This is a genomic window from Streptomyces zagrosensis (genome assembly GCF_014203645.1).
Classification (GTDB): Bacteria; Actinomycetota; Actinomycetes; order Streptomycetales; family Streptomycetaceae; genus Streptomyces; species Streptomyces zagrosensis.
This window is the reverse complement of record NZ_JACHJL010000025.1, coordinates 80,401-106,087: the sequence shown is the minus strand read 5'-3', so window position 1 is coordinate 106,087 and position 25,687 is coordinate 80,401. Positions and strand designations below refer to the sequence as shown.

Annotated in this window: 21 protein-coding genes; 10 read left to right on the top strand and 11 right to left on the bottom strand. The window is 70.1% G+C overall.

From position 1 onward, the window contains the following. Positions 1–69: 69 nt before the first annotated feature. Complete coding sequence (locus FHS42_RS32190; protein ID WP_184579080.1) at positions 70–705, bottom strand: hypothetical protein; 636 nt, start codon at positions 703–705, stop codon at positions 70–72. A 402-nt stretch (positions 706–1,107) separates the two neighbouring features. Between FHS42_RS32190 and FHS42_RS37800 the strand changes: the two genes are divergently transcribed. Beyond that, on the top strand, positions 1,108–2,262 hold the full coding sequence (locus tag FHS42_RS37800) for a hypothetical protein (RefSeq protein WP_246495712.1): 1,155 nt from the start codon (positions 1,108–1,110) through the stop codon (positions 2,260–2,262). Positions 2,263–2,334: 72 nt separating this feature from the next. Here the strand turns inward: FHS42_RS37800 and afsK are convergent, their stop codons facing one another. Further along, a complete protein-coding gene (afsK, locus tag FHS42_RS32180) occupies positions 2,335–5,220 on the bottom strand; it encodes a protein serine/threonine kinase AfsK (protein WP_312867132.1) in 2,886 nt (961 codons plus the stop codon). 414 nt (positions 5,221–5,634) lie between these two features. Then, positions 5,635–6,297: a hypothetical protein gene (locus FHS42_RS32175; RefSeq protein ID WP_184579074.1), complete on the bottom strand. Its 663-nt coding sequence runs from the start codon at positions 6,295–6,297 to the stop codon at positions 5,635–5,637. Between the two features lie 170 nt (positions 6,298–6,467). Between FHS42_RS32175 and FHS42_RS32170 the strand changes: the two genes are divergently transcribed. Next, on the top strand, positions 6,468–6,989 hold the full coding sequence (locus FHS42_RS32170; RefSeq protein WP_312867130.1) for a MarR family winged helix-turn-helix transcriptional regulator: 522 nt from the start codon (positions 6,468–6,470) through the stop codon (positions 6,987–6,989). A 188-nt stretch (positions 6,990–7,177) separates the two neighbouring features. Here the strand turns inward: FHS42_RS32170 and FHS42_RS32165 are convergent, their stop codons facing one another. The 5 genes from FHS42_RS32165 to FHS42_RS32145 form a co-directional block, all read right to left on the bottom strand. After that, complete coding sequence (locus tag FHS42_RS32165) at positions 7,178–7,975, bottom strand: class I SAM-dependent methyltransferase (protein WP_184579071.1); 798 nt, start codon at positions 7,973–7,975, stop codon at positions 7,178–7,180. 120 nt (positions 7,976–8,095) lie between these two features. After that, the gene (locus tag FHS42_RS32160; protein ID WP_184579068.1) at positions 8,096–8,911 is read right to left on the bottom strand and encodes a TauD/TfdA dioxygenase family protein; all 816 of its coding nucleotides are present in this window, start codon (positions 8,909–8,911) and stop codon (positions 8,096–8,098) included. Beyond that, positions 8,908–9,876 (bottom strand): L-tyrosine/L-tryptophan isonitrile synthase family protein, encoded by a 969-nt coding sequence (locus tag FHS42_RS32155; protein ID WP_312867129.1) that lies wholly within the window; start codon positions 9,874–9,876, stop codon positions 8,908–8,910. Before FHS42_RS32155 ends, FHS42_RS32160 begins: the two co-directional genes overlap by 4 nt. Positions 9,877–11,004: 1,128 nt before the next feature. After that, on the bottom strand, positions 11,005–11,343 hold the full coding sequence (locus tag FHS42_RS32150) for a response regulator transcription factor (protein WP_184579062.1): 339 nt from the start codon (positions 11,341–11,343) through the stop codon (positions 11,005–11,007). 360 nt (positions 11,344–11,703) lie between these two features. Next, complete coding sequence (locus FHS42_RS32145; RefSeq protein WP_184579059.1) at positions 11,704–12,504, bottom strand: VOC family protein; 801 nt, start codon at positions 12,502–12,504, stop codon at positions 11,704–11,706. A gap of 415 nt (positions 12,505–12,919) precedes the next feature. Between FHS42_RS32145 and FHS42_RS32140 the strand changes: the two genes are divergently transcribed. Further along, complete coding sequence (locus tag FHS42_RS32140) at positions 12,920–13,567, top strand: TetR family transcriptional regulator (protein WP_184579056.1); 648 nt, start codon at positions 12,920–12,922, stop codon at positions 13,565–13,567. Positions 13,568–14,509: 942 nt separating this feature from the next. On the opposite strand, the gene FHS42_RS32135 is transcribed toward FHS42_RS32140, so the two are convergent. Next, positions 14,510–15,727: a S8 family peptidase gene (locus FHS42_RS32135; RefSeq protein WP_184579054.1), complete on the bottom strand. Its 1,218-nt coding sequence runs from the start codon at positions 15,725–15,727 to the stop codon at positions 14,510–14,512. 359 nt (positions 15,728–16,086) lie between these two features. On the opposite strand from FHS42_RS32135, the gene FHS42_RS32130 reads away from it, so the two are divergent. The 3 genes from FHS42_RS32130 to FHS42_RS32120 all read left to right on the top strand — a co-directional run bounded on the left by FHS42_RS32130 (position 16,087) and on the right by FHS42_RS32120 (position 18,508). Continuing rightward, positions 16,087–16,287 (top strand): hypothetical protein, encoded by a 201-nt coding sequence (locus tag FHS42_RS32130; RefSeq protein ID WP_184579051.1) that lies wholly within the window; start codon positions 16,087–16,089, stop codon positions 16,285–16,287. A gap of 634 nt (positions 16,288–16,921) precedes the next feature. Next, positions 16,922–17,647 (top strand): hypothetical protein, encoded by a 726-nt coding sequence (locus tag FHS42_RS32125; protein WP_184579048.1) that lies wholly within the window; start codon positions 16,922–16,924, stop codon positions 17,645–17,647. A 183-nt stretch (positions 17,648–17,830) separates the two neighbouring features. Then, positions 17,831–18,508 (top strand): pyridoxine/pyridoxamine 5'-phosphate oxidase, encoded by a 678-nt coding sequence (locus FHS42_RS32120; RefSeq protein WP_184579044.1) that lies wholly within the window; start codon positions 17,831–17,833, stop codon positions 18,506–18,508. Positions 18,509–18,629: 121 nt separating this feature from the next. On the opposite strand, the gene FHS42_RS32115 is transcribed toward FHS42_RS32120, so the two are convergent. After that, positions 18,630–19,271, bottom strand: coding sequence for a GNAT family N-acetyltransferase (locus tag FHS42_RS32115; protein ID WP_184579041.1), 642 nt, complete (start codon positions 19,269–19,271; stop codon positions 18,630–18,632). A 452-nt stretch (positions 19,272–19,723) separates the two neighbouring features. Here FHS42_RS32115 and FHS42_RS32110 point away from each other — a divergent pair, with 452 nt between their 5' ends. Then, entirely contained in the window at positions 19,724–20,902 is a 1,179-nt protein-coding gene (locus tag FHS42_RS32110; RefSeq protein WP_184579038.1) for a flavin-containing monooxygenase, read from the top strand. A gap of 61 nt (positions 20,903–20,963) precedes the next feature. Here FHS42_RS32110 and FHS42_RS32105 read toward each other — a convergent pair whose 3' ends face one another. Then, positions 20,964–22,313, bottom strand: a complete 1,350-nt coding sequence (locus tag FHS42_RS32105; RefSeq protein WP_184579035.1) for an MFS transporter — start codon at positions 22,311–22,313, stop codon at positions 20,964–20,966. Between the two features lie 271 nt (positions 22,314–22,584). On the opposite strand from FHS42_RS32105, the gene FHS42_RS32100 reads away from it, so the two are divergent. From FHS42_RS32100 to FHS42_RS32090, 3 genes are all read left to right on the top strand, one after another. Continuing rightward, on the top strand, positions 22,585–23,007 hold the full coding sequence (locus FHS42_RS32100; RefSeq protein WP_184579032.1) for a MerR family transcriptional regulator: 423 nt from the start codon (positions 22,585–22,587) through the stop codon (positions 23,005–23,007). A 195-nt stretch (positions 23,008–23,202) separates the two neighbouring features. Beyond that, the gene (locus tag FHS42_RS32095) at positions 23,203–24,033 is read left to right on the top strand and encodes a helix-turn-helix domain-containing protein (RefSeq protein WP_246495710.1); all 831 of its coding nucleotides are present in this window, start codon (positions 23,203–23,205) and stop codon (positions 24,031–24,033) included. Positions 24,034–24,293: 260 nt separating this feature from the next. Further along, positions 24,294–25,358 carry a methyltransferase gene (locus FHS42_RS32090; protein ID WP_184579029.1) on the top strand — a complete coding sequence of 355 codons (1,065 nt, stop codon included), beginning with the start codon at positions 24,294–24,296 and terminating at the stop codon, positions 25,356–25,358. Positions 25,359–25,687: the final 329 nt, after the last annotated feature.

The following is a 25,687-nucleotide window of genomic DNA, read 5'->3' as shown; positions in this document are numbered from 1 at the left end:
GGCCCTGCTTTCATGCCCGGCTCACCAGAACATCACCCGACCGAGCCGCCACACCCGAACCGGCGTTCGTCATGATCGATAGAGCAACGGCTTCTTAGAAGCGCTAGTGACCTGGCAGGTGTAGTACGTCTGCGCAGTGAACGTGTAGTAGCGCGACATGGTGACCGTCTGGGACTGGCCGGGGCCGACGGTGACGCGCTCGTAGTCGGTGCCCATCGTGGAGCTGTCGGAGTCGGACTTCCACTCGACGGTGATTGAGTAGTCGTACGTCGTCGTCGTTGACGGGTTGTGCACCATCACGTCGTACTCAAGCTGGCTTGTGGCCTGGTCGTAGCGGCAGTTGCTGCCATTCGTCTCGCCGGTCACATCCGAGTCGAACGACGGCTCGGTGGAGGACGGCGAAGGGCTGTAACCAGGGGTGTAGCTGGGGCTGTAGCCCGGGGTGTAGCTGGGGCTGTAGCCCGGGGTGTAGCTGGGCACGGCTGTCGGTATGTCGCTGGCGCCCCCGGTGAGGCCGGAGGACGAGGAGTCGTCGCCTATGCCGCCGTTCGATGCGCCGCCCGAGACGAAGCCGTCGTTCGATGAAGAGCTGCTGTCGTCGTCGCAGCCGCCACCGTCGCCACCGCGTCGGGCGCCGGTGAGGGCGATGAAAACGACGGCGACCACCGCGACGACGCGCAGATGACGACTACGACGAGCATGCATGAAAAACCCCCGTGGAAAAGACCATCGCAAGCCAACATAGGCACTAGTTGACGAGTGCACGCCAGCTTAGAGCAAGAAAGAGGCGGCCTCGCCCCGTCCCGTTGAGCCGTACCAGCCACTCGATTGGCCCAGTCCCGCGATGGGGACGGGCTCCTCTACGGACGCAGGCGGGATCGCCATTCCACACGCTTTCCGGAAGGCTTCGGACCGCTTGATCGCCCATGGCGGATCTGCATTTCACCACGCCACTCGACGCGTATCGGTTCCCTCTCGACGCGTTGAATGATCTCTTCACCAACTCCCCCCGCACCGTTACCCAGCGTGTTGCACGCGTGGCAGATGTGACACGACGAGCGTAGCGTCGTGAAGGAGAGCGGTTAGCGACAAGACGAGGAGTCGGAGATGGTCCGCAACGTCTTCGGGAGCCTCATCGCTCTCATTGGAGCGACGGCCGTCGTCTGGAGCCCCTTCCGTGCCTGGTACGACGGCCGTCACGGTCGCGATATCCGCATCGATGACCTCTTCAGCGGCCTGGAGGGAATACACGGCGCCGAGGCCGGACTCCTGCGCTCACTGCTTTTGCCCATGGCCTTCGCCGCCCTGCTCACCCTGGTTGGCCTGCTCCTGCGCTCGCGGCTACTCGTGGCGCTGGCCGGTCTTGTGGCGCTGGGATTCGCGGTGTTGTGGATGGTCCGGCAGGGCCAGGCCGCCGGAAGTCTGACGGTGGACGGCGAGGGCAACGGCCTAGGCATCGGCGTCGCCGCAGCCGTAGGTGGCTCAATACTGCTCCTGGTTGCCGCTGCCGTGATGAGCGGACGCGGACGCGGCCGGGGCCACCGCTCGTGCGCCGGCGCGCGCGTGGCCGAGGGCGCCGATGACGAGCAGGTCGCCGGACGGTACGACGGATACGAAGGCTCCGCGGCGTATGGAAGCCCCGGGGCCCACAGCGATCCAGGCGCTTACGGTCGCGCCGGCACGGACTGGGAACCGCCGCTGCCCGCGGGTTACGCGGCCGGGGCGTACCAGCGCGACCCGCACGAGCCCGAGGCGTACCCGCGTGACCTGTACGCGCCCTCCCCTCAGCAGCCCCCGCCCGGGCCTGCGCAAGGGCCCCAACCCGGACCAGCGCCCCAGCCCGGGCCAGCGCCCTCGCGGGGGCCGAGACCAAGCCCGCGCTATCCGTATGGCACCAGCCCCGGTCACGGCGCAGGTGCCAGCGTCGGCGTCGGGCCGACTCCCCCGGTCACCTGGCCCGCTGCGCCGCAGGGTGGTCGTGAGCATGGGGAGGGCGAAACGGTGGAGATGCCGCGATCGTTCACGGAGCACTCGGACGCCCCGTATACCCACTCAGGCCGCGACTTCGACGCTGACTGGGGCCTCGGCGATCACGGGCGTACGGGCGAGGGCGCCGACGAGGACGATGCCGGCGGGCCACCCCCGGAGGTCACCTCCGATAACGTCCCCTGGCCGAGCCCGGCCCCCGCCCCTCCACCGGAGTCGGACGCGGAACGGACGCTGCCGCAGCCGGTACGGCGAGACGAACCCACAGATACCTGAGACTGGCTCACCCAGCGCCCAACACCCGGCACCCAGCGCCCAGCACCCTGATATCGAGCGGGCAGGCGCCGGCTACGGCTGGCGCGCCGGGGAGCGGGACAGGCCCGTGCCCTTCACCGCGTCCAGGGCGTAAACGCAGCGGTCCTTGCTGCACGCGTAGACGACGCCCGCCACGGCCACCGGGGAACCGGTGATCTCGCCGCCCGTGGCCAGCTTCCAGCGGAGTTGGCCGCCGGTGGCGTCCACCGTGTAAAGGCAGTGGTCGGCCGAGCCGAAGTGGACCCGGCCATCCGCGACGACCGGGGCGCCGATGACCTCGCCGCCTGCGGCGAAGCGCCATTTGGGAGTGCCGGTCACCGCGTCCAGCGTGTACAGGGCGCCGCCGCTGCCCAGGTGGACGGAGCCGGCCGCGACCAGGACCGGCTCTATGGACTGGCGGGGCTCGGTGGCGATGCGCCAGCGGTCGCGGCCGTTGGTCGCGTCCAGGGCGTAGACGGTGCCGAGGTAGTCGGCGATGTAGATGCCGCCACCGGCGACCGCGGCGCCCGGGGCGTACGCGGGCGGGCTGAGGAAGACGGCGGGCGCCTCAAAACGCCAGCGCACATCGCCTCGGGCGATGTCGATGGCCAGCACCCGGGTGCCGGCCGTGACGTAGGCGACGCCATCGGGCGCGTGCAGCAGCCGCACCGGTACGCCGCCACAGGACGCCGCGTCGCCGACCGGATAGGACCAGCGCTCGACGCCGGTGCGCGCCTCAAGGGCCCGCAGGCGTGCGTCGGACCACACGTACACCGTGTCGCCGTGGATGGCCGGCCCTGACTCGGGCGTCTCGAAGTCCGTCTGGGCACCGGTCTTCTCCCACAGGAGTTCGCCGTTGGCGGCCTCCCATGCCTGGACACCACCGCCCCGGGTGCCGGTGACGACGGTGCCCCGGTCCACCGAGAGCGAGTACACCCAACCGTCGGTGGCCAGCCGCCACCGCTCCGCTCCATCGGCCGCGTCGAGCGCGTACAGCGTGGTGCCATCGGAGGCGTGGATGCGCCCGCCGGAGACGGCCATCGCCCAGGCGACGTCGCGGGTCTTGAAGACGCGCCGCCCGGTCCCGGTGTCCAGGGCGTGGACCTCGAAGGAGGTCACGTACAACAGGTCCCCGGCGACCGCGGGCGTGCCCCACACGTCGTTCGACATCCGAAACCGCCACGGCCGCCAGCGGCCTTGGCCGCCACTCACCGGGTCGGCGGCGGGCTCGCCGTCGCCTTGCGGGTGCGCGGGGTACGCGCCGCGTCCCCCGTCACCGCCGTTGATCGGCCCGCCGGGGCCGCCGTGTCCGCCTGCACGGCCTGCCTCATCCGGGGAGCGGTGGCCGGGCGCGGGTCCGGGCCCTAGGCCATGCGCGGCGGGCCCGGGGCCGGGCGGGTGGCCGCCTGGCGAGCCACCGTGCCCCACTCCGGGGCCGCCGCTCGGCGGTCTGACCCAGCCGGTGGCCGGGCCGCCGTCGATGGCTGCCCGCCCGTCCCTGGCGTCGGCGGCGCGCGGGCCCGGGCCGATCGGCACCTGCGAGCCGGCCAGCCGTACGGAACCGTCCGGCCCGTCGGATGCTCTGGGCCCGCCGGAGCCCGCCCCGGTCTGCCGCGGGCCGTGCGGTGCGCTCGGGCCGCCCTGTGGCGTGGGCGGTGCGCCGTGTGGGGCTGGCGGCGCGTAGGACGCTGACGATGAGGGCGGCGACGACAGCGGTGGCTGCGCCGATACGGGAGCGGAAGCGCCGGGTCCGCTGGTTGCGGGAGCGGACGTGACCTGTGCTGGAGGCGCGGAGGCCGGAGCGGCAGCCGGCGGCCCCATGGCCGCGGAGCTGGGCGCGGCAGGTGCGGCGTGCGCCGTATGCCGGCCGGAGGCGGGCGCGGGGCCCGCCGAACTCAGCCCGCCGCGCGGGTCTCCCCCAGCGGCCGGGCCCCATCCGGAGCCACCGCCAGGCTGGCCCGCGGGCGACCGATCGGAACGGCCGCGCGAGCCGCCGCCCCCGCTGCGGCCCTGCCGCTGGCCGCCGGCGGGTCGCACCAGGGCGCCCCGGCCGCCGCGCCGCTCTTCGATGAGGGCGACCGCGCTGTCCGGGAGCCAGGCCGATGCCGTACCGCTGTCGTCACCGCCTGACGCGAACAGGTGCGGCGCGAGCTGCGCCTGGAGGTCCGCGGGAGAGGGGCGCTCACCGGCGGTCATCTGCATACAGGACTCGATGAGCGGAAGCAGTTCGTCCGGCAGCCCGGCCAGATCCGGGCCCTCGCGCAGGAGCATGAAGACGGTCTCGACCGGGTTCGCACCGTGGAACGGCGCATGGCCGGTGCCGGCGAACACCAGGGTGGAGCCGAGGGAGAAAACATCGCTCGCGCCGGTGACACTGCGCGAGTCACGCGCCTGCTCGGGCGACATGTACGCCGGCGTGCCCACGGCCACATTGGTCATTGTGAGCCGGGTGTTGGAGACGCCGGATGCGATACCGAAGTCGATGACGCGCGGCCCGTCCTCCACGACTAGCACGTTCGACGGCTTGAGGTCGCGGTGGACCAGGCCACCGCCGTGGATGGACTGGAGTGCCTCGGCGATGCCGGCCGCGAGCCAGCGCACCGCCTGGGCCGGCAGCGGCCCGCACTCGTTGACTATTTCCTCAAGCGAAGGGGCGGGAACGTACGCGGTGGCCAGCCACGGCACGGCGGCCCGCGGGTCGGCGTCCACGACGGCGGCGGTGTAGAAGCCGCTGACGGCGCGGGCCGCCTCCACCTCGCGCGTGAAGCGGACCCGAAAGAGCTGATCCTCGGCCAGCTCGGTGCGTACGGTCTTGATCGCGACCCGCCGGCCCGAGGCCGAGCGTGCGAGATAGACGAGCCCCATGCCGCCCGCGCCGAGCCGCCCAAGCACCTCGAACGGGCCGATCCGTCTCGGGTCGTGCTGCGTGAGCTGCTCCACTTGCTTGCCACCTCCCCGTGGGGGCCGGAAATGTCCGACCCCTTGCAGCGTCTCACCGACATAGCCCATCGGTGGTACGCAACCCGCATTCTCTCTGGCGAAGGCGTCGGTTGCGAACCCGGGGGCAATTCGCCGTGTCCCGGGCGGTTCGGTCATGACCTCGCACATCGCCACGCGAGCCCGCTCCCGGCAAAGGACGCGCGGAGGCGAGCAAAGGGCAAAGCGCGCACCCTGTGCGGGTACGCGCTCACGCAACGCCACGGGGAAGCCGGCCGGCCCCGCGGTCCGCGGGGAAACGGGCCGGGCCTGCGGCCGAACGGGGCACCTGGACGGCGACTGAAGCGGGGGGCTGGACAGCGACTGCACGGGGCGGCCGAGCGGCCGACGAGTCGCCGGCCAGAAGGCGGCTGGCGGCTAGGCCCCGGTGGTGGAACCGGGCCTGACGATCATCAAGACCACGACAACGGCCCAGGTCAGCGCGAACATGCCGGTGACCATCGACAGCTTGGGCAGCCGTGCGGCCATGGCCCGCATCGCGCCCACTTCGCGGTCCTCGTCTTCGAGCAGGGTCACGACGGAGTCCTGGTAGCCGAGGACGGCAATGCCAAGCAGGACCGCGGCGATGGCGGTGAGCACCATCGAGGCGATCAGCCAGGCGTCTCCGATCACACCCATTTGTTGCGCGGTGAGCAGCCCGAAGGCCGGTACGACCACGCTGAGCAGCGCGTAGACCCGGCTGATCCGGTGCAGCAGCATCACCGAGGCCACTGAACGCGTCGACTCCACGCTCGTGATGCCGCCCGCGCCGCCCGCGGCCGAAGCCGCCACGGGGTCGGCTGGCCTGGCCGCCAGCGCGGTCTCCTGCGCGCCGCCGTCCACGGCCGATGACTCGCTCGCGGCTGCGGTGTGGGCTGCTGCGCCGAGGTCCGCGTCCGTCGCATTGTGCGCGGTGGCCAGCGCCCCGACTGGCGTCAGGGCCTGGCGAGCGAAGCGGGGGAACAGGCTCGCCGCCACCGTGACGGGGCCGATGAACATCACGGCCACCAGTACATGGATGCTGAGCATGAGTTTGGTCATGGCATGCCTCCCGTCGGCACCTGGCGCGGCACCGACCCCTAGTTTCAGTCTGCCTTAAACTCAAGTCGAGGCTAGCATTCGCGCCGCTGGCCAATGACGGGGCCGTCCCCCTTTTGGGGTACCGGCCGACAAGAGGCCGTCCCGCGCGGGCGGCCGGAGGGCAGGAGTACGTGAGGCAGAGCCCGGTCGATCATCCGCGCGTCCCGCCGATGCCGGCGCCCACGACATCGCGTACCGGCATGCTGCTGCTCACGGCGGGACGGTTGGTCCGCGAGGAGATCGACCACGCCCTGGAGGCGCAGGGGCTTTCGCTACGGCATCTGAGCGCCCTTGGCCACCTTTCGCGCGAGCCCGGCCTGTCCTACAGCGCGCTGGCCCGCCGGGCCGGGGTCACTGCGCAGAGCATGCAGGCCACCGTCAGACAGTTGGAGAAGTCGGGGAGCGTCACCCGGGAGTCACCGGTCGGGCGGGGCCGCACCGCCGAGCTGCGCGTCACCGCGCACGGCCGGGAGACCCTGAGCGAGCTGGACGGGGTCCTACGAGCGGCCGAGGAGCCACTGCTTGAGGGGTTGTCGCAGGACGAGCGCGCGGCGCTGGCGAAGGGGCTACGCCAGGTTCTGCTCAATGGATGGCGGTCTCGCCATCCGGAGTCCTCTTCCGCGCCACCCGGCGCGGCTGCGATGCCCGAGTGACCTGGGCCCCCGGTCACCCGCACCCCACGACAACGGGCGGGCCTGACCCATCGGTCAGACCCGCCCGTGTGGCGGCCGTACGGCTGTGGTGCGTACGCGAAGGGCTGGCCCCGGCAGCGGCTGGCCACTTCGGCGATGGACGGCTTCAGCGAGGGGCAGCCCCAGCGAGGACGGCCCACCACCTTGGGTCAGGCGGCGCGGCGCCCCCGGGTGGAGACCAGCCGCCACGAGGTGACCGCCACGGCCGGGTCGGTCAGCAGTGCGCCCACCCGATCGAGTTCCGCCTCCGTGGCCCCGGCCGCCAGCAGCCGGGGCCGGAGTTGGACCGTGTTGAGAGCCATCAGCCGCGCGCCCGCGCTGCCGCCCGACCAGCTCTCGGCATGCTCACGGGTGTGCACGTCGGTCAGCCCGACGGCTGCCATCGCCGCGTGGGCCTCGGTGCCCCAGGCCGGGTCGGCGCCGCTAGCGATCAACAGTTGCTGGGTGAGATCGACGACCCGGTCGATGATCTCCGCGTCGCGGAAGGTCGGCGTGGTCAAGGGCCGTTGGAGCGACGTCGCGTCGAACTCCTCGATCAGCAACCAGCCACCCGGCGCGACCGCATCGACCAGCTTGGCCAGGATCTCGTGGCGCTCCGGGATGTGCCCGAGTACCAGCCGGGCATGCACCAGGTCATAGCGGTCTTCGGAGGGCAACGACCCGCGCAGGTCGTGTTGCCGCAGCTCCAGACCTTCGGCCGGGGACGTCAGGGCAAGCTCAAGGTCAGTGGCGAGCACCCGGCCGCCGGTCGGGCGCACCAGGGTGGCCAAGTGGTGCGCGATGGACCCACCGCCGGCACCCACCTCCCAGCAGCGGGCGCCCGGCGGGAGGTCGATCTCGCCGATACGGGCGATGGTGATCGGGTCGTACGCGGCCTCCAGCGCGCCCAGTCGGGACGGTGCCTGAGCAGCCTGGTTGTCGAACGCGTATGCAGTGGTGACGGGCATCGTGGCCTTCCGGCGATACGGAGCGGGCGAGGGGCAGTCCGCAGACCATCGGCGACGCAGGCGCGCGTCGCCCCGGGACGGCAGGCGGTGGGTGGCGAGTGGTGGGCGAAGCGGCGACGGTTACAGGATTTGTACGCGTTGCAGGCGGCGCGGCGACTCCTGGCGGAAGGATTCCCTGCGGTGCAGCACCGCATGGTTGTCGATCAGCAGGTAGTCGCCGTCCTGCCAGGTGTGGGTGTAGCCGGCGCCGCCGTGGTAGAGCCGCTCGTGCAGGTCGGTCAGGAGTTCGTCGTGCTCGGACGCGGGAATTCCCTCGACCGTAAGGCTGAGCGGGTTCTCGTACTCGTCAGCGGGCAGCGGCTCGGCGTAACGCAGCGTCGGACGCCCGGTGATCGGGTGCGAGGAGACCAGCGGCGTGGTGAACTTGCCGCCGAAGTGGCCTTTCTTCTCCACGGTGTACGTGATCTGCACGTGGTCCCACATCGCCCGGCGTTCCTGCCCGGCGTTGTTCAGGAGCAACGTGGTGTCGATGAAGCTGGTCTCGCCGCCCGCGTCGGCCATCGGCGCCTGTACGCACTGGAAAAACATGTACGCGGGCGTCTGCTCGGCGAACGCGCCGTCCCAGTGGTAAGGCACGCACCCGGGAGTGAACAGGTAGTTCGTCGGGCGTTCCTGCACCACCAGGTCCAGCACCTCGCCGAAGTCCCAGGTCAGCAGCGGGCCCCAGCGGCGGGCGCTGTCGGCGAACGCCTCCTTGGACAGGCCGGCGAAGCCCCGCAGCACCACGACCCGGAACTCGCCGACCCAGCGCGCGAGGAGAGCGGGCGGCAGGACATTGAGGTCCGTGTCGCCGTTCGACTCGACGACCAGGCCGAAGGGCTTGAGATCGCTGCGGTCGATACGGATTCCTGGGGGTAGCGGTAGAGCCGACGTCATGACATGACCTCCTGGAGCGTGAGATGTGGGGCGACGAAGTGGCTGGGGCGGTTCTTGCGCCACACGAGCGAGGCCTTGAGCTCCTCGGCGTGGCTGCGCTTGGTCAGGAACATGCCGTCCCCGGTCTCCAGGGCAACCCCGTGCCACGGGGTCAGCCAGCGGTCCCGGGTGCGGACGAGGTGGAATCCGATCTTCTCGGAGTGGACCGGCTGCGGGTGGATGGACAACCGCAGGGCGTCCGGGAAGGTATCGGCCACCAGGCGGCTCCAGGCGTTGGAGCGCCGAATGACCTCCCAGGCGACGGGCTTGGCCTCTTCGCGGATCTTGGTACGGCTCTTGCCGGGATTGACCGCGACCCGGTCCTCGAACATGAAGCGGTGGATGCCGTTGAACATGCCGCGCACCTGCTCGTCCAGCGTGGAGCGGTGCTTGAGGCTCTCCAGCGACTCGGCGTGATGCTCCATGAGTTCGGTGCGTACGGTGTCGTAATCGGTGCTGCCGTACGCATCGACCAGCGCATAGAAGCCGACCGAGCTGCCATCGAAGGAGGCGACCATCGCCTCCAGTTCGGACCGGTAGCTCGTGGCGTCATCGTCGCTGACCCCGACGACATCGGCGAAGACATGGCCGTCCGAGCAGATGGTCACCCGGGCTCCCGGGGCGTGATAGTGCGCCAGGTGATCGCAGAAGGACTGGAGGAACTCCAGGGCCAGGCGCTCTCCCATGTCGGGCAGTGCACCCAAGACCTTCGTCTCGTTGGGCGACTTCGCGGGGAAGGCCGGGATCACGAAATGAATGGGCTCACCCGCGTCGATGTATTTCTGCACCTTCTTCTCGTGCGGCGCACGGCATTCGGCGCACGGCGTGTCGGCGCAACCCCCGTCGGGGCCGGCGATCAACCGGCGGTACTGGAATACATGGTTGAGGATCTCGGTGCTGGTCGCCTGCTGAATGACCTGCGTCACCGCGTTCTCCTGACTACTTATAAAGGATATTTGGAGGTGGTTCATTAATCACGTGCCGGAGCCCTCATACCGAGCTTTCGTGCGAGGACCCATACACTCGGGTCACGCATTTAGGCCCTGCTCTGGAGCTCTTGTGCTGGTACGACTCGCGCTCGCGCCTGGTGCGCCGGCACATTTCATGCCAGCGCAGCTGGTGCCGGTGCGTTTGGTGCCCCGCGTCTGGTGCCGGTGTATGTCGTGCCAGTGCGTTTCATTCCGGCGCCTGGGCGCGGCAGGGCGGTGGTCGGATCGTGGGAGCGTCGCGATGCCGCAACGACGCGCTGACCTGCAACGATGAGCCGGGACGAACGCCGCGGAGGGCGGCTGGCCCGGCGAGTGGCGCGCGTGGTGGCATCGATGTCGAAGCTGGCACTCCGGACAGTGGCGCTGTACCGGGCACGCGGCTCGCGTCGAAGCTTGGCGTACGAATCCAACAGCCCCGCACCCGTCCACGGCGGACACCCCGAGTATCGAAGCATCCGGCCACGGCCGACGCCAGGGGCCATCTCTCCCACCGAGCCGCCGGGGCTACCCGTGGGCGACCGCGCCGGCACCACTGCACCTGTGTCACCGTGGCGCACCACGGGACACGGCAGTACGACGGCACGACGCCCCGGCAGGCGGCGCGGTGGATCGGGTGACGCTTCGGTACGCCGGACGGTGCCGCCGTACGCAGTGCTCGGGCAGCACCACAGGCGCCTGTTGGGCAGCCAGCTACTCCCACGATGCCATCGCGCCCACCAACCCATGGTGTGGCCGACCGCGTTCAGAGATCGATCATGAAGTCCGGGTACAGCTCCCCGTCGGTGGCTACTCGCTGCGTCAGAGCGCGCATCCCGCTCTCCCTCCCCGGAGTCCCCCTGTGCGACCGTGCGCCCTGTGACATGGAACGGGCCACCTCCCAATGGTCTCTCACCGCGAGGTGATCGACGTGTGGGGGGTGGCCGCCGGGCCGTGACCCGGGCGGCAGGTCGCTCTGCTACAGATACTGTGTACGGAAAAACGAACGCACCGCTATTGCCTCTTGCGGCATAGCCACAATGGCAATGCCGGATCAGGCAATGCCACATTGGGCATGACCCGAATGAGCTATGCCGCCTCCGACATCAGCGCATTACGGTGGTTGTAAACGATCAGTGCGGCTTCGACACGTGAGCGGGCCCCCAACTTCCGCATTAAGCTCGTGACATGGGCGCGTACTGTGCGCTCGGCGATATTGAGTTGACGTGCGAGCGAGCGATTTGACTCGCCGTCAGCCAGTAACAAAAGAACCTCTACCTCGCGCTTGGTCAGCAAGGAGAAGTCGGGCGCCAGACGCCCTGGCCTTCCCGGACGTTCCCGCTCACCCGTGCTGATCGACTGCCCCCGTGAGTGCACGTGCCCTCCCCTAAGACGTAACCAAACCGGGTCAACTACCCGCACTCCCATGAGAACAGAGGTTCGTCGCGGCGACACGGTGGAGCGGGCTATGAGTGACCCAAGCCACCCACCGGGACCACCCTTTGACGGACGACGTGTCATCAAAAAGACGTAGCTCACGTCACGCAGGGCGGTATGGCCGCATATCCTCCATCTGCCCCGTGTCGTACCGACATGGAGGCCCCTCCTCCGCTTCTCGCTCGCCCCCGGACTCCCCGCCTGCCCCCGCGCCACTCCCGGGCATGCGCTCTCCCGGGCAGCGGCGGCCGTGCCCGGGGGCTCACGCGGCCGGTAGGCGGCCAGCAGGCGAAGTGGCCGCATACACAGGGCCACAGCCGTCTACATCACTTGTTCGAGAGCGTTCGGAACTCACGCCGTCGCCGCGTCACCGCGCGTCCTGGTGTCGATCACGGCAAAGCTCGCGCCCTGGCTGTCGATGACCACCGACGAGCGGCCGTGCGGCGTAGTGACCGGGTCGATGGCGATGCGTCCGCCCAGTTGCTGGGTGATCGCCACCGCTTCGTCACAGTCGTCCACGACGAAGTAGGTCAGAAAGTGGGCGGGCATTTCGGTCGGGTACCCGGCGCTGATCAAGCCCCGGCCGCCCACCGCATGCTCAGCTCCGGCCGGCCGGCCCCTCGGGGTCCACCGGACGACGCCGGGCACCCCTGCGCCCTCGTCCGGCTCCACCCGGAAGCCGAACACCGCCTCGTAGAAGGCATCCACCCGCTCGGGCGCGCGGGTGTAGACCTCGGCCCAGCCGTACGAGCCCGGGACGCCCTGCTCTTCGAAGCCGGCATGACTGCCGGCCTGCCAGAGGCTGAAGACCGCGCCGCCGGGGTCGGCGACCACCGCCATCGTGCCGAAGTCGCCCACCCGTACCGGGTCCGTGATCACCGTGCCGCCTTCATCGCGCACCTTCCGCGCCGTGCCGATGACGTCCCCGGTGGCCAAGTAGACGCTCCACGCGGTGGGCATCCGCCCGTCCGGCTTCCCCACCAGCGCCGCGACGTTCTTGCCAGCGCGAAATGCCTGCGTATACATGCCGTACTCGGGCGCGGAGGTCCCGAAGGTCCACCCGAGCAGCTCACCGTAGAAGCGCTTGCCCGCCTCGACGTCGGGCAGCGTCACATCCACCCAGCAGGGCACACCTTCCGCGAATGCGGCCATGGCTCCGGGTCCTCCCGTGCTCAGGGATATCGGCACCCAGCAAGTGCCTTATCGGCCACGCTAACGGCGCAGCACCGATCTCGCCCGCTCCGCGGTCCACAAAAGCAACCGATGGCGCTCTACACCGAAGCCGCGACGAGGCGCCATACACCTGGCGAACAGCAGACGAAGGAACGGCACACACACCGTCTCCACGACCTGCACACGAGTTATCCACCGATGTTATCCACAGGCTGTTGATAACAGGAATCATCCGTACGGCCGACCCCACACCACTTCTCGCACGGGCCACCTACGCACCGGCCCGAGGCCGGGCCACACCTCCTGAGCTGCACGTTCCCCTCCACCCACCGGCCCGCACCCCATTTGCAGGCAGCCGGATCGCGCTCTGATCACCCCTCGGTAAGCTGACGTCATGACAGGACAAGTTCGCACGGTTGACGGCCGGGTGGCCGGGCGCCGCGGACAGGCGACGCGGCAGAAGCTGCTCGACTGTCTCAGCGAGATGCTCAGTTCCTCGCCGTACAGAGACGTCAAGGTCATCGATGTCGCGCGCAAGGCAGGCACCTCGCCCGCGACGTTCTACCAGTACTTTCCCGACGTCGAGGGTGCCGTCCTTGAGCTCGCCGAAGAGATGGCGCAGGAGGGCGCGAGCCTCACCGACCTGGTGGCAGGCCGCTCCTGGGCCGGTAAGTCGGGCTGGCAGTCGGCCGAGGAGTTGGTGGACGGCTTCCTCTCCTTCTGGCGCAAAAACGACGCCATCTTGCGGGTCGTTGACCTAGGTGCCGCCGAGGGTGACAAGCGGTTCTACAAGATCCGCATGAAGATCATCAACGCCGTGACCGGTTCCCTGACCGAATCCGTCAAGGAGCTACAGGCCAAGGGCAAGGTGGACAAGGACGTCAGCCCGGCCGCGGTGGCCGGCTCGTTGGTGGCCATGCTCGCCGCCGTCGCCGCCCACCAGAAGGGCTTCCAGAGCTGGGGCGTCAAGCAGGCCGAACTCAAGCCCAACCTCGCGCTCCTGGTCCACCTCGGCATCACGGGCCGCAAGCCGACGAAGTAGCGCCCCGCAAGCGCTGCGGGCGCCCTGCTTCTGGCAGCGCGATCCTGGCCCCTACCGGGGGCGTCGTGAGCGCCCTCCCGCTGGTTCCCGCGAGGTTCCGTGCCCCTGGCCCCGCGAGCCCCGCGCGGCTGATGTCTAGGCCCGCGCGGACGACCAGTCGGCCGGGGCAGCGGGGGCGCGTCGTTCGCTAGTTCGCCTCCGCGCACAACAGTTGAGCAGGACCGTACGGCCGCTGCCAGATCGACTCCCGGCCGGCTATGGCGACGCCGCCGGAATTCCTCGGCCGCAACCGCCGCACTGCCGGCCGCACCACCACCGCCGCCCCGCCCCGCCCCGGCGCCCAAGCACGCCCTGGCGTCCGAGCACGGGAAAGACCACTCGGCAAGAAGAGAAGCGGTACACGGGCGAAAAGCAGCACACACCGGGGAACGTCACGGTCAGCAGCCGCAAGCCGATAGCCGACAAGCGCAGCCCGCGCGCGGCCATAAGACAGCCATGCGGTGAAAGGGATAGTGGACGGCCGGCGCGACCATGGCAGTCGGCGCCGCGTCGGTGAGCTAAGCGGTGCGAGAAAACCCCGCCGAGTAGACGAATAGAGCGCACGAAAAAGCGCCCTGCGCCGGGTCATGGCAGCACATTCGCGAGGGAAAAGCCCGGCCCACCGATGGGCGGGGCAGCACAGCGACGGGCGGTGCGGGCACAGCGGAAATCCGGGCCGGACGCCGTGGCTTGTCACCGTGACTGCCACCGCACCCGGACCCGGTTCCGCATTCAGACCGTACGCACCTGGGCCGTACGCCCTTCGCTGTTTCCTCAGCCCCTCCCCCAGTCTGTCCGGCCGCCGCCGCCGAACCCCGTGTCGCTGGGCCCGGTGTCGCTGGGCCCGGCCTCGGGCGGCAGGGGCGGGGTGGTGAGGAGTCGGGTCAGTGGGTCAGCAGCGGGTTACTCGGCCACCTTGAGCAGCTTGTTCGGCGTGCCCTCACTCGGGTTGGTGATCTTGTCGGGCGTCGCGCCATCGGTCAGCGCCTTCGCCACGGCCTCCGGCGCCGCGTCCTGGTGGCCCGCCAGGTAGACAGCCGCCGCGCCCACGACGTGCGGGGTGGCCATCGAGGTGCCCGAGATGGTGTTGGTTGCGTCATCACCCGTGTTCCAGTCGGAGGTGATGTCCGAGCCCGGGGCGTATATGTCCACGATCTGGCCGTAGTTGGAGAAGTCGGACTGCTCGTCGGCGTTCGTGCTGGAGGCCACCGTGATGGCCTCGGGGACCCGGGCGGGCGAGCCTTGGCCGGCGTCACTCGACTCGTTGCCCGCCGCGACACCGAAGGTCACGCCGGATGCGATGGCCTTCTGCACGGCCGCGTCCAGCGCCTCGTCCGCGCCGCCACCAAGGCTCATGTTGGCTACGGAGGGGCCCTGGTGGTTCTCGGTCACCCAGTCGATACCCGCGACTACCTGCTCGGTGGTGCCCGAACCCTGGTCGTCGAGCACCCGCACAGCGACGATCTTGGCCTTCTTGGCCACGCCGTGGTCCGCACCGGCGATGGTGCCCGCCACGTGCGTGCCGTGGCCGTTGCCGTCGTCCGCCGAGTCGTCACCGTCGATGGCGTCGAAGCCGTGCGTGGCACGACCCTCGAAGTCCTTGTGCGTGATGCGCACACCGGTGTCGATGACGTACGCGGTGACGCCCTCGCCAGCGGTGTCGGGGTAGGTGTACTTCTTGTCGCCCTGCGTGTCGGCCTGGTCGATGCGGTCCAGACCCCAGGACGGCGGGTTGTCCTGCGTGGCGGTCGTCTTGAAGGTGTGGTTCTGCACGACCTTCGCTACGGCCGGGTCGGCCGCGAGACGCTTGGCCTCCGTCTCGCTCAGGCCCTTGGCCGCGAAGCCGTTGATCGCCGATTCGTAACTGCGCGACAGCTTGCCGCCGTACTCCTTGGCCAGGTCCTTGCCCTCGTCGGTGGCCTTGACGCTCTTGTCGCCCTTGAGCATGACGATGTAGCTGCCGTCGATGGCGCCCTTGCTGTTGGTGCCGTAGACCGTGCCCTCGGCGGGAGCGTCGGTGGCGCCGGCCGGAACGACCACGAACGCCCCGGCGGCAACCGCGGCTGCGGCCCCTATCGCCAGGCTGAGACGGCGGTTGCTCATGCGCTTGTGAGATGCCATGAAAAGTTGACCCTTCGCGTGCGTGTTGTGGGGGGAATTTGTTGCCATCACGCTTGGCAACGGAATGTTCTCCGCTGCGCCTGCAAAGACTGTGCCCGGCTACCCATGGTCATTTCAATATGCCGATCCCCCTGTTACACATGCGCCAGGGAACAGCAACAGAGAATGACCCAAAATGCGGACATAGCCTGGGAATTGCTGCCGGATGATCTTAACTACCCGTCCCGTTTGGCATCGTTCGTCAATCTTTTGACGGCCTATTGGATGGCTAGTCCGGACCAATTCCCTTGGTACCGCCGTGACGTCATGGGGCGCCATTCACATAACCGCCCCACGGCGGTAGATGATGTGTACATTCAGTGACGTTGACGAAACTGATGGAGACCACCGAATCGAGCGAAACCGGCGAAACCGGAGCGCTCGAACGGACCGCAGACACCGGCGAGGACGTGGCCCAACTGGAGCCGCGGGCCCATGGCGTACGCACCCGGCGCCTGAGTACGCAACCGCCACCAACCGGAACCCCAGGGCCGACGCCACGCGGCGCACTGGGCGAATGACGGCGGGTCCGCCTCGGTCTGACAGGGCAGGAACCTCGCCCTTCCGGCCGGCCGCGTTCGTCGTCCGCACTTATTCCTTACCCACCCAAAGGCCGCGCTGTAACGCTTATTGACGGCACATTGCCCATGCGATGTGGAGAGTTTGTGGTGTCAGCTGCCGGACGGGCCGCACGCTGCCCACTCGGCGGGTCCCTCGCCGCTCGGCCGAAGTCCTCCGCCGCTCGGCCGGCGAGCCGCCCCGCACCTTCGGCGGCGCGCTGCCAGGCCCCACCGCCGGCCTCGACTCGGCGCACCGCAGCTCTTGGTGCCAACCGATGCGATCAGACGTCATCTGTTGGAAAAAGCCGCCCCTGAGCAGGCGGTTCTCGCGAGGTGACGCAGTTGTCAGTGCGGCGCGCTATACATGTTCTTGTACTCGTGGCATTACACCGGGTAGCCACGAGGCGCGGGACGGGGGGCGAGCGTGAGGCTGACAGAGGACTTACCCGAGACCGATGTACGCGTAGTGGCAGACCGACGGGATTTCGGCCGCTTCGTCGGGAGCACCAAGACAGAGCGCGATGGCGTTGCCTGTCTCGGTTGCCTCCTGAGTGCGCTCATTTTCATGGTCGGTGCGGCCGTGACCCTCGCCAGCGTGGCCTCCGATCGCGAACTGGGCGCGGTGGGGCGCTTCGTGGGCGTCTCCTTGTTGGTACTCAGCATCGTGGTGCCGCTTGGTACGAGGGTGTGGCAAGAGCTCAAGGGGCCACCGCCCTTGGTCTTTCACTGCTTCGAGCACGGCTTCGTGCTGACGCACGGCCCGGACGTACGCGCGCTTCCCTGGTCCGAGGTCCGGGTCAGCGCCTTCCGTGAGAGCCCGCACACGCCCCATGGCGGTGCGGCCGAGCCCATCGAATGGGTCGAGGTGAAGGACAGGGACGGCGAGCCTCTCTACTCCGTGGCCGGCGAGGCGGCCCCGCGCATAGCCACCGTGGCCGCTTCAGATGAACTCCCGCGCGCAGCACACCGCTTGGCCCGCGGCGGCATGGCCGTCTACGGCAGGTTCGCCCTCTCCGCGGACGATCTGTTCCTCGACGGCCGCCCCCTGCCCTGGCAGGAGATCCGCAAGGTGGAAACCGGCACCCACTTGGTGCAGGTCTACCGCCATCAGGACGCGGACCACAGCGCCCACTTCTCCGCGCCACGGCACCAGACCCCCTACGACGGCGTAGTGGTGACGCTGGCCCACACCTACATACGTCCGGTGGCCGATCGACCACCAGGCGACCAGCCGACCGACCTGCCGTGCGGTGACCGTGCGGCGGCCGGTGGTCCTGGCGCCTGCCTCGATGGGCCACCACATGGGTGTCCCAGCGAGTGATGGGCGCGCGGGGGTGGTTGCAGGCGTGCGGTGGAGCGCGATGAGGCCAGCGGCGACCTGGCCCGTAGGCGCGGTGAGGGCGGTGCATGGGGTGCGCGCGGTGTGGGCCGTCCACGAGAGTGCGGGCATCGCGGTGGCATGCGCGGGGAGGAGGGCACCGGAACGGGCAGGATGGGGCGGGTGATGACCCCGATGAGCGACGACGAACAGAGGGCGTTCCGTGAGGTGCTGCGGACCTTGCGAGTCTGGGAGGACCCACTGCCCCATTTCGCGCCGGAGGCGGCGCCCGCCGAGCCGCTGCCCCTGTTCCAGCGCTGGCTCGGCGAGGCGGCCAGCGCCGGGGTCCGGGAGCCCCACACCATGACGCTGGCCACGGCGGATACGGATGGACACCCCTCCACGCGCGTGGTGATGCTGCACGACGCCGACGAACACGGCTGGCACTTCGCCTCTCACCGCACCAGTCGCAAGGGCCGCGAACTAGCGGCCAGGCCGTACGCGGCGCTTGGCTTCTACTGGCCCGCGGTGGCCCGCCAGGTGCGGATCGCGGGTCGGGTGACGGCCGCCGGGCCCCAGGAGAGCGCCGCGGACCTGCACCGGCGATCCCCTGGCGCGTTGGCTGCGGCGCTGGTCGGCCGGCAGAGCGAGGTACTCGGCTCGTACGAGGAGTTGGCGCAGGCCTCGTCCGCCGCCTGGGAGCGCGCGCGGCGGGAGCCGGGCGCTCCGGTTGCGACCTGGACGCTGTACGTCCTGGAGCCGGCGGAGGTCGAGTTCTTCCAGGGTGACGAGCGCCGCCGCCACGTACGGCTGCGCTACCGCGCGACGGACGACGGATGGTCGCGCGAACTGCTGTGGCCATAGCACCCGGGCCCGTCAGCCGGGGGCCCGGCCAGCGAAAGCAGTCCCGCCCCGTCAGCCAGGTTGGCCCGGCCAGTGGGGCGGCCTGCTCAGCAGGGTGGCCTGGTCAGCGAGGGTGGTCTGGTCAGCGAGGGTGGTCTGGTGCTGCGGCCCAGGCCGGGGTGTGGGCGGGGGGTTCGGCCGTGGCGGAGGGGACGGCTGTCTGGCCGAACCGGTAGGGCGGCAGGTCGGTGGCCAGCCGTGCGTGGATGTGGATGTCCCTGGGGGTCTCGGTCAGGTCGAACATCGCGCCGCGGAAGATGCCTTCGACCCGGTACGCACAGCGGTCGGCCACCCGGCATGAGGCGTCGTTGCCGACCGCGTGCCCCAGCTCCAGCCGATGCAGGCCCACGTCCTGGAACAGCCAACGGGTCATCGCCTCCAGGCCCCGCGCGGCCACCCGCCGACCACGCGCCTCGGGCAGCACCCAGTAGCCAACCCGGCCGCTGCGATGGGCGAAATCGATCGTCCCGGCGTAGACGCTGCCCAGGACTTCGAAGGTCTCCAGGTCCGTGATCGCGAACGACGTCATATCGCCCCGCCGCCAGCCTTCGGTGCGGGTGTGGAGAAAGTCCCGTGCACCGTTCGGGGAGGCAGCCGGGGCATTGACGGCGCTCCAGCGAAGGTATTCCGGATCGGCTATGCCGCACTGGATGGCGCGGAGGTCCTCTTCCTCCCAAGGACGTAGCAACAACCCGTACATCTCCAACTCGACCGGCTCCAGCATCCGCGTCTCCTCTCGCGCTCCGCCTTGCCCGCAGCCGTCTGTCCGTCCGCCTCCGCATTCAACACCTTGGGAGGCCGAACGCCGCCACCGGGGGCGGCCATTCCGCTCCCCGTAACCGGCACCACATCAGCTGTCGGGTTGTCAGTTGCAGAGCGCGCAAAAGCCACGGCGTAAGGGCTGAGCGTCCGGGGCGAGCGGTAGCCCCGCCCGCCGGGCGGGCCGGCCACGGGGCCGTGGGTGGCTGAGCCGTGCGGTCGGTGGCGGTTGGCCGCAGAGTCGCCCGCGAATGGGCCCCGAGGTCGTGCACGCTCAACGGTCGATAACCAAGGCGGGAGCGACAGAGAAGGGCAGTTTCGACCAGAGTTGGGCGGGTTGCGGCCCGTAATCGTTCCGCAACCGATTCGGTACCAGTTTGACCGAAACCCGTCAATCATCCGGCTACGCTCGGGCATATGGCCGACAAAACTCCGACTCCTCCCACCCCCGTGTATGTCATCGGCGGCGGCCCCGGCGGGCTCGCCACGGCGGCGGCCCTCGGCGAACGCGGCGTACGCGCCGTCGTAGTGGAGAAGGGCCACGCGGTGGCCGGGGCCTGGCGAACTCACTACGACCGGCTCCAGTTGCACACGACGCGGCGCATGTCGGCGCTGCCCGGGCTTGCAATCCCCCGCTCGTACGGCAGGTGGGTGGGCCGTGACAACCTGGTCCGCTATCTGGAGCAGTACGTGGAGCGCCACCAGTTGGAGTGCGTCACGGGCGTCGCGGTCTCACGCATCGAGCGTGCGCCAGCTGACGGGCCCGCTGCGGGCAACTGGGTGCTGCACGCGACGGGCGGCCGTGAGCTCACCGCGCCGGCGGTCGTGGTCGCCACCGGCTACCATCACGCCCCCCATCTCCCGGAGTGGCCGGGCCTCACGGAGTACGCGGGGGAAGTCCTGCACGCGGCCGAGTACCGCGATGCCGGCCCCTACCGGGGCAAGGACGTCCTCGTGGTGGGCGCGGGCAACTCGGGTGCCGAGATCGCCACCGACCTCGCCGATGGCGGCGCGGGCCGGGTCAGGTGGGCGGTGCGTACCCCTCCGCACATCGTGCGCCGTTCCCGGCTTGGCTGGTCGGCGCAGCGGTCGGCGGTGCTGGCCCGGCGGATGCCAGTGGGCGTGATGGACCACGCATCGGCCGCCCGGGCCAAGTTCTGCGCCCCCGACCTCGCCGAGCACGGCCTCCCTCGCCCTGCATCGGCAGGCGGCGCCGGGCTCTATTCGCGGGCCCGGGCGGGTGCCATTCCGGTGCGCGACGCCGGCATCGTGCGCGCCGTGCGGGCGGGCCGGGTCGAGGTCGTCGCGGCGGTCGAGTCATTCGACGGCGACAAACCGGTGCTGGTGGACGGCAGCCGCATCGACTCGGAGGTGGTCATCGCCGCCACCGGTTACCGCCCCGGCCTCGACCAACTCGTGGGCCACCTGGACGTTCTGGACGCCCACGGCCGCCCCCGCGTCCACGGCGCACGCAGCCTGGCCACCGCGCCCGGGCTGCACTTCACCGGCTATACGAATCCGGTCAGCGGCATGCTGAGGGAACTCGGCATCGACGCCCGCAAGATAGCCAAACGCGTGTCCCGTGAGTTGCGTTGACGTTCGCGTGACCCGCGAGCTGCGTTGATTTTCGTAGCCCCGCAACGGCGCCACCCGGGCCTCACGGCCGCTCCGTCGCCCCGGTGCCGTCGATGCGGCGGTCCGCCGCCAACACCGGGTCCGTTCCTACGGCCGGTGTCGGTGCGGGCGTCGCATCTGTGGCCGGTGCCGCTGTGGGCGTCGCTTCTACGGCAGCCGCCTGGGGGCGTGCCCCGGCCACCGTGTGCCCGGGGCGTGCCACCGGCCGCCGCTTGGCGCCGGACCTGCGGTCGCCGACCGCCGCGACCAAAGTGAGCAGCAGCGCGAACACCACGCCGCCGAGGATCGCCGTGGCCGGTGAGGTCGCCTCCTGTACGACGCCCGACAGGGTCGCGCTGACCGCGTAGCCGACGCCGACCGCCGCGTACATCACGGAGTAGGCCGCGGCGAGGGCGCTCGCCGGCAGCGCCTCGCGCAACGCCAGAGTCCGCGTCATCTGCACTCCGGACTGGAGCAGCCCCGCCACCAGCAGGGCCACCGCGATCAGGCCGAGCCCGGGCACGACCGCTGCCGCCGCCACGCACGCCATCACGGCGAGCATCAGCACCAGGCTCTGCGTGGCCAACCGGCCGGGCCAGCTACGCAGCCCGTAGACGAACGCTCCGATGGCGGCAGCGATCGAGTAGCCAGCGAGCAGCGGCCCGGCCCACCCGACCGCGATGCCGCGCTGTTCGAGCAGGGCGGGCAGTACGAGTTCGGCGAGCGCGAGCAGGGAGAGCGCCGCCGCGCCGGTCACATAGACGGGCCAGGCGGCGGCCAGGATACGCAGCATGGACGCGCCCTCGCGGTCGCTTTCGTCCGCCTCCCACCCCGCAGGCAGCGCCCACAGGCCGGCCACGGCGGCAGCCGCCAGCAGGGCCCCGAGGAGCAGCGGCAGGGCGGGGTCCACGCCCAGGGCGAGGCTGGTGGCCAGCGCGGGTGACGCGGTCCACACCCCGTAGGTGGACATGGATTCCATGCTGAGCGCCTGGGTACTGAGGCGCTCAGGTATCAGGCTGGTGAGGAGCGCGCGCAGCCCTCCCGGCGCGGCGCCGGGGGCCGCGCCGGCGAGCACCGCGAGCGCCCCCAACACCGCGGGATGCGCCGTTGACGCCAGCCCCAGCGCGGCGAAGGCCGCCGCCCCGACCGCAAGGCCGATGGCGAGCTGTCGCCGCGCCTGGTCGGCACGCAACCGTGCCCCGAGCGTGGCGGCACCCACCACTTCGCCGATGACATACGCGGCGGCGAGCACCGCGCCCAGCGTGTAGCCGCCGGGCCGCTCTCGTACGAGAAACACCAGGGCAAGTGGGGCCATGGCGACGGGCATTCGGGCGGCGACCGCCACCAGTACCCAGCTCAGCACGGGGCGTGTGGCGAGTTCTCGATAAGCCATGACTGGACGATAAAGCCCCAGTCAGCGTCAGGCGTCACGCTCACGTTTTACCGGCAGCGAAGACCAAGGACACTGGAGCCAGCGGAAGGGAGCGCGCGTGCGCACGCAGATCAACCGAAGCCGGGGCAGCGGAGGCGCCTGGACGTCCCCGGCAACGGGCCCTGACCAACCCGGTGAACCCGGTGAACCCGGTGAACCCGGTGAACCCGACAAAGCAGCCGAAAAAAGCAGAAGCGGTAAAAGCGGCGAGCGCGATCAATCCTCTGCCGCCATGAGGGACATCGTTGGGGAGAGGCCGGCCGTGGGGGAGCCCGTCGCGGCGGACCCGGGCCTTCGCATCGGCCAGCTCGCGGACCGTACGGGTGTCAATGTGCGGTTGCTGCGCTACTACGAGCAGCAGGGTCTGCTCCGCCCGCAACGGCTCGGGAACGGCTACCGGGTGTACGCCGAGGACGATGTGCGCCTGGTCGCGTACATCAGGACCTTGCTAGCGGCCGGCCTCACCACCGCCGTCATCGCCCGGCTCCTGCCGAGCGTCTGCGAGCAGGACGGCGTCCTGCGCCCCTGCACGCCGGAACTCGCCGACGAACTGCGCCGCGAACGGGAGCGTATCGACAACCAGGTTGCCGGGCTCTTGGCGTCCCGACGTCTGCTCCAAGAGGTCATCGAGGCAGCACCCCGCCACACGCTCTGACCGGAGCTGGCCCTCCACCAGGTGCCGGCCCCACTCTAAGCCAACTTCCGCCCGGAGCCAGCCCCCGCCCTGGCACCAGCCCGCAACGCGCAAGCCCCGCTCAGCACCCCCGGCCAAGCCCGCCCGAGCCCGCTGCACAGGCCCACGGAACTTTTGTCCAAGACAGGGCCCGCCGAAGTGGGCAACGGTAGGGGCATGAGCAGCAGCTACGACACGGGGTTCGGCTCCATGGATCGCGATGCCGCAAACGGCTGGGAGGTCGCAAACCCCGCCGGTGGCACGTCCATCGGCGGCGTCCGGATGGCCGGGTTCCGCGACCGTATCGCTGCCGGTCTTGACCTTCATGTGATCCCTCAGCCTGTCGTGACCATCGTGATCGGGCTGGGGGACGAGCCGTTTACGGTCGAAGGCGCCACCGGGCACCGGCGCCTGCGAAGCCTCGTCTCCACCTTGTCGCCCGGCCCGGCCCGAGTCCGCGGCGAGCACGTCGAATGCATTGAGATGCGCTTGTCACCGCGGGCCGCCTATGCGGTGCTGGGCGTTTCCCCACGCGGACTTGACGGGTCCGTCACCGATCTTCAGGACCTGTGGGGCCAGCACGAGCGACGCCTGCGCGAGCAGCTGACCGATGCCACGACCTGGCAAGTACGCCTCACACTGATGGACGAGTTCCTCATGAGGCGGGCCGCGCAGGCGCCGTCGATGTCGCCCGAGGTCGCCGGCGCCTGGGACCACATCGTGGCCCAACGAGGCCGGATACGGGTCGATGACCTCGCCGCATCGTGCGGCTGGAGCCGCAAGCGGCTGTGGTCCAGGTTCCGTGCACAAGTCGGCCTCACACCCAAGCGCGCCGCCATGCTGGTCCGCTTCGACCACGCCGCCCGAGCGCTCTGCGCGGGCGCGAACGCCACCGATGTCGCCCTGGCGTGCGGGTACGTCGATCAGCCTCATCTCCACCGCGACGTACTGGCCTTCGCCGGGTGCACACCGGGCGCCCTGGCCAGTGGAGCGACGTCGGTCGGTTAGCCCAGGAATACGCCGAAGAAACCTGCCACGCACACACCACCACCCACGCCGCCTCGCGCACGGCCGCGGGCCCCGGCTCGCACACCACCACCCACGCCGGTTCACGCACGGCCGCGGGCCCCGGCTCGCACACCACCACCCACGCCGGTTCACGCACGGCCGCGGGCCCCGGCTCGCACACCACCACCCACGCCGCCTCGCGCACGGCCGCGGGCCCCGGCTCCCGCACCTGCCCCACACACGAAAGAAGAAGCACACCCATGACCAACACCGATGTCCTAGCAGCAGGCATGGCCGATCGCGAACTGATCGTCCGGCTCGCCTTCGGAAGCATGGCTGCCCAAACCCTGCGCGCCGCCGCGCGGTTGAGAGTGGTCGAGCTGATCGGTGACGCACAGCGCCGGGCCGCCGACGTGGCCGCCGACGCGGGAGCCGAACACCAGCCCATGACCCGGCTACTGCGTGCCCTGACCGGCCTCGGCCTACTAGAAGAACACACCCCCGACACCTTTTCGGTAACCCCCGCGGGCGCACTCCTCAGCTCCGAGCGCCCCGACTCGCTCACGTCTTTGGTGCGGCTGCTCACCGAGCCGGTGCTCGTCCGGGCCTGGGAACACCTGGACGGCAGCATCCGCACCGGCGATATCGCGTTCGACACCGTCTTCGGTACGGACTTCTTCACCCATCTCGCCCAACACCCGGAGCTATCCCTGGTGTTCAACGCGGCGATGAGTCAAGCCGCCGGGGAAACCGCCGCCGCGCTGCCGTCCGCCTTCGACTTCGGACGCTTCACCACGATCACGGACGTCGGCGGCGGCGACGGAACCCTGCTGGCCGGCATACTCGACGCGCATCCGGCCCTCGCCGGTGTCCTCTACGACACGGCCGATGGCCTGGCCCAGGCGCCGGAGAAGCTCCAGCAACGCGGGCTCACCGAACGCTGCTCGCTGATCGCCGGGGACTTCTTTCGGTCGGTCCCCAAGGGCTCGGACCTGTACCTGATCAAGAGCGTCCTGCACGACTGGACGGACGAACAGGCGGTCACGATCCTGAGCCACTGCCGCGAGGTGCTACCGCCGGGCGGTCGCGTCCTGATCGTGGAACCCGTGCTGCCCGACGTCGTGACCACCACCGCGCAATCCCACGCCGCCGATGGCGGAATCACCTACCTGAGCGACCTCAACATGCTGGTGAACGTGGGCGGTAGGGAGCGCACCCGTAAGGACTTCGAGGAGGTGTGCCACCGCGCGGGCCTGTCCCTCACCTCGGTGACGCCGCTCGCGGAGGCCACGCCGTACTCACTCATCGAGGCCGTGGCCGACTGACTGCCCCCGCAGATCGACTGGTCGAACCCCGTGGGCCGGCATGGGCACGCCACCCACGCAAGGTCCCGCGCCGGCGTGCCACGGGGCGCACGGCGTGGCATGGCACAGGGCCGCACGGCGGCGAACGGGGCACGGAGCCGCATGACACAGGGCCGCACGGCGGCGTACAGGGCACGGCGCGTGCCCCGGCGTACAAGTGGCGTGGCGGTGCACCATGCGCGCCCCGAGCACGGCATCGCGCACCGCCAGCCCCTCCGGCGCCGCCGCCCTGTTGCCGCGCCGAACCGCGATCCGCACTCGCCGAGGAACGCACCCACAGGCACGAGGTT

Coding starts and splice junctions, on each gene's coding strand:
- FHS42_RS32090 (WP_184579029.1), top strand. CDS start 24,294: ATGACCAACACCGATGTCCTAGCAGCAGGCATGGCCGATCGCGAACTG.
- FHS42_RS32165 (WP_184579071.1), bottom strand. CDS start 7,975: ATGCCCGTCACCACTGCATACGCGTTCGACAACCAGGCTGCTCAGGCA.
- FHS42_RS32110 (WP_184579038.1), top strand. CDS start 19,724: ATGGCCGACAAAACTCCGACTCCTCCCACCCCCGTGTATGTCATCGGC.
- FHS42_RS32100 (WP_184579032.1), top strand. CDS start 22,585: ATGAGGGACATCGTTGGGGAGAGGCCGGCCGTGGGGGAGCCCGTCGCG.
- FHS42_RS37800 (WP_246495712.1), top strand. CDS start 1,108: ATGGTCCGCAACGTCTTCGGGAGCCTCATCGCTCTCATTGGAGCGACG.
- FHS42_RS32135 (WP_184579054.1), bottom strand. CDS start 15,727: ATGGCATCTCACAAGCGCATGAGCAACCGCCGTCTCAGCCTGGCGATA.
- FHS42_RS32095 (WP_246495710.1), top strand. CDS start 23,203: ATGAGCAGCAGCTACGACACGGGGTTCGGCTCCATGGATCGCGATGCC.
- FHS42_RS32175 (WP_184579074.1), bottom strand. CDS start 6,297: ATGACCAAACTCATGCTCAGCATCCATGTACTGGTGGCCGTGATGTTC.
- FHS42_RS32105 (WP_184579035.1), bottom strand. CDS start 22,313: ATGGCTTATCGAGAACTCGCCACACGCCCCGTGCTGAGCTGGGTACTG.
- FHS42_RS32145 (WP_184579059.1), bottom strand. CDS start 12,504: ATGGCCGCATTCGCGGAAGGTGTGCCCTGCTGGGTGGATGTGACGCTG.
- FHS42_RS32115 (WP_184579041.1), bottom strand. CDS start 19,271: ATGCTGGAGCCGGTCGAGTTGGAGATGTACGGGTTGTTGCTACGTCCT.
- FHS42_RS32160 (WP_184579068.1), bottom strand. CDS start 8,911: ATGACGTCGGCTCTACCGCTACCCCCAGGAATCCGTATCGACCGCAGC.
- FHS42_RS32140 (WP_184579056.1), top strand. CDS start 12,920: ATGACAGGACAAGTTCGCACGGTTGACGGCCGGGTGGCCGGGCGCCGC.
- FHS42_RS32120 (WP_184579044.1), top strand. CDS start 17,831: ATGACCCCGATGAGCGACGACGAACAGAGGGCGTTCCGTGAGGTGCTG.
- FHS42_RS32190 (WP_184579080.1), bottom strand. CDS start 705: ATGCATGCTCGTCGTAGTCGTCATCTGCGCGTCGTCGCGGTGGTCGCC.
- FHS42_RS32150 (WP_184579062.1), bottom strand. CDS start 11,343: ATGGGAGTGCGGGTAGTTGACCCGGTTTGGTTACGTCTTAGGGGAGGG.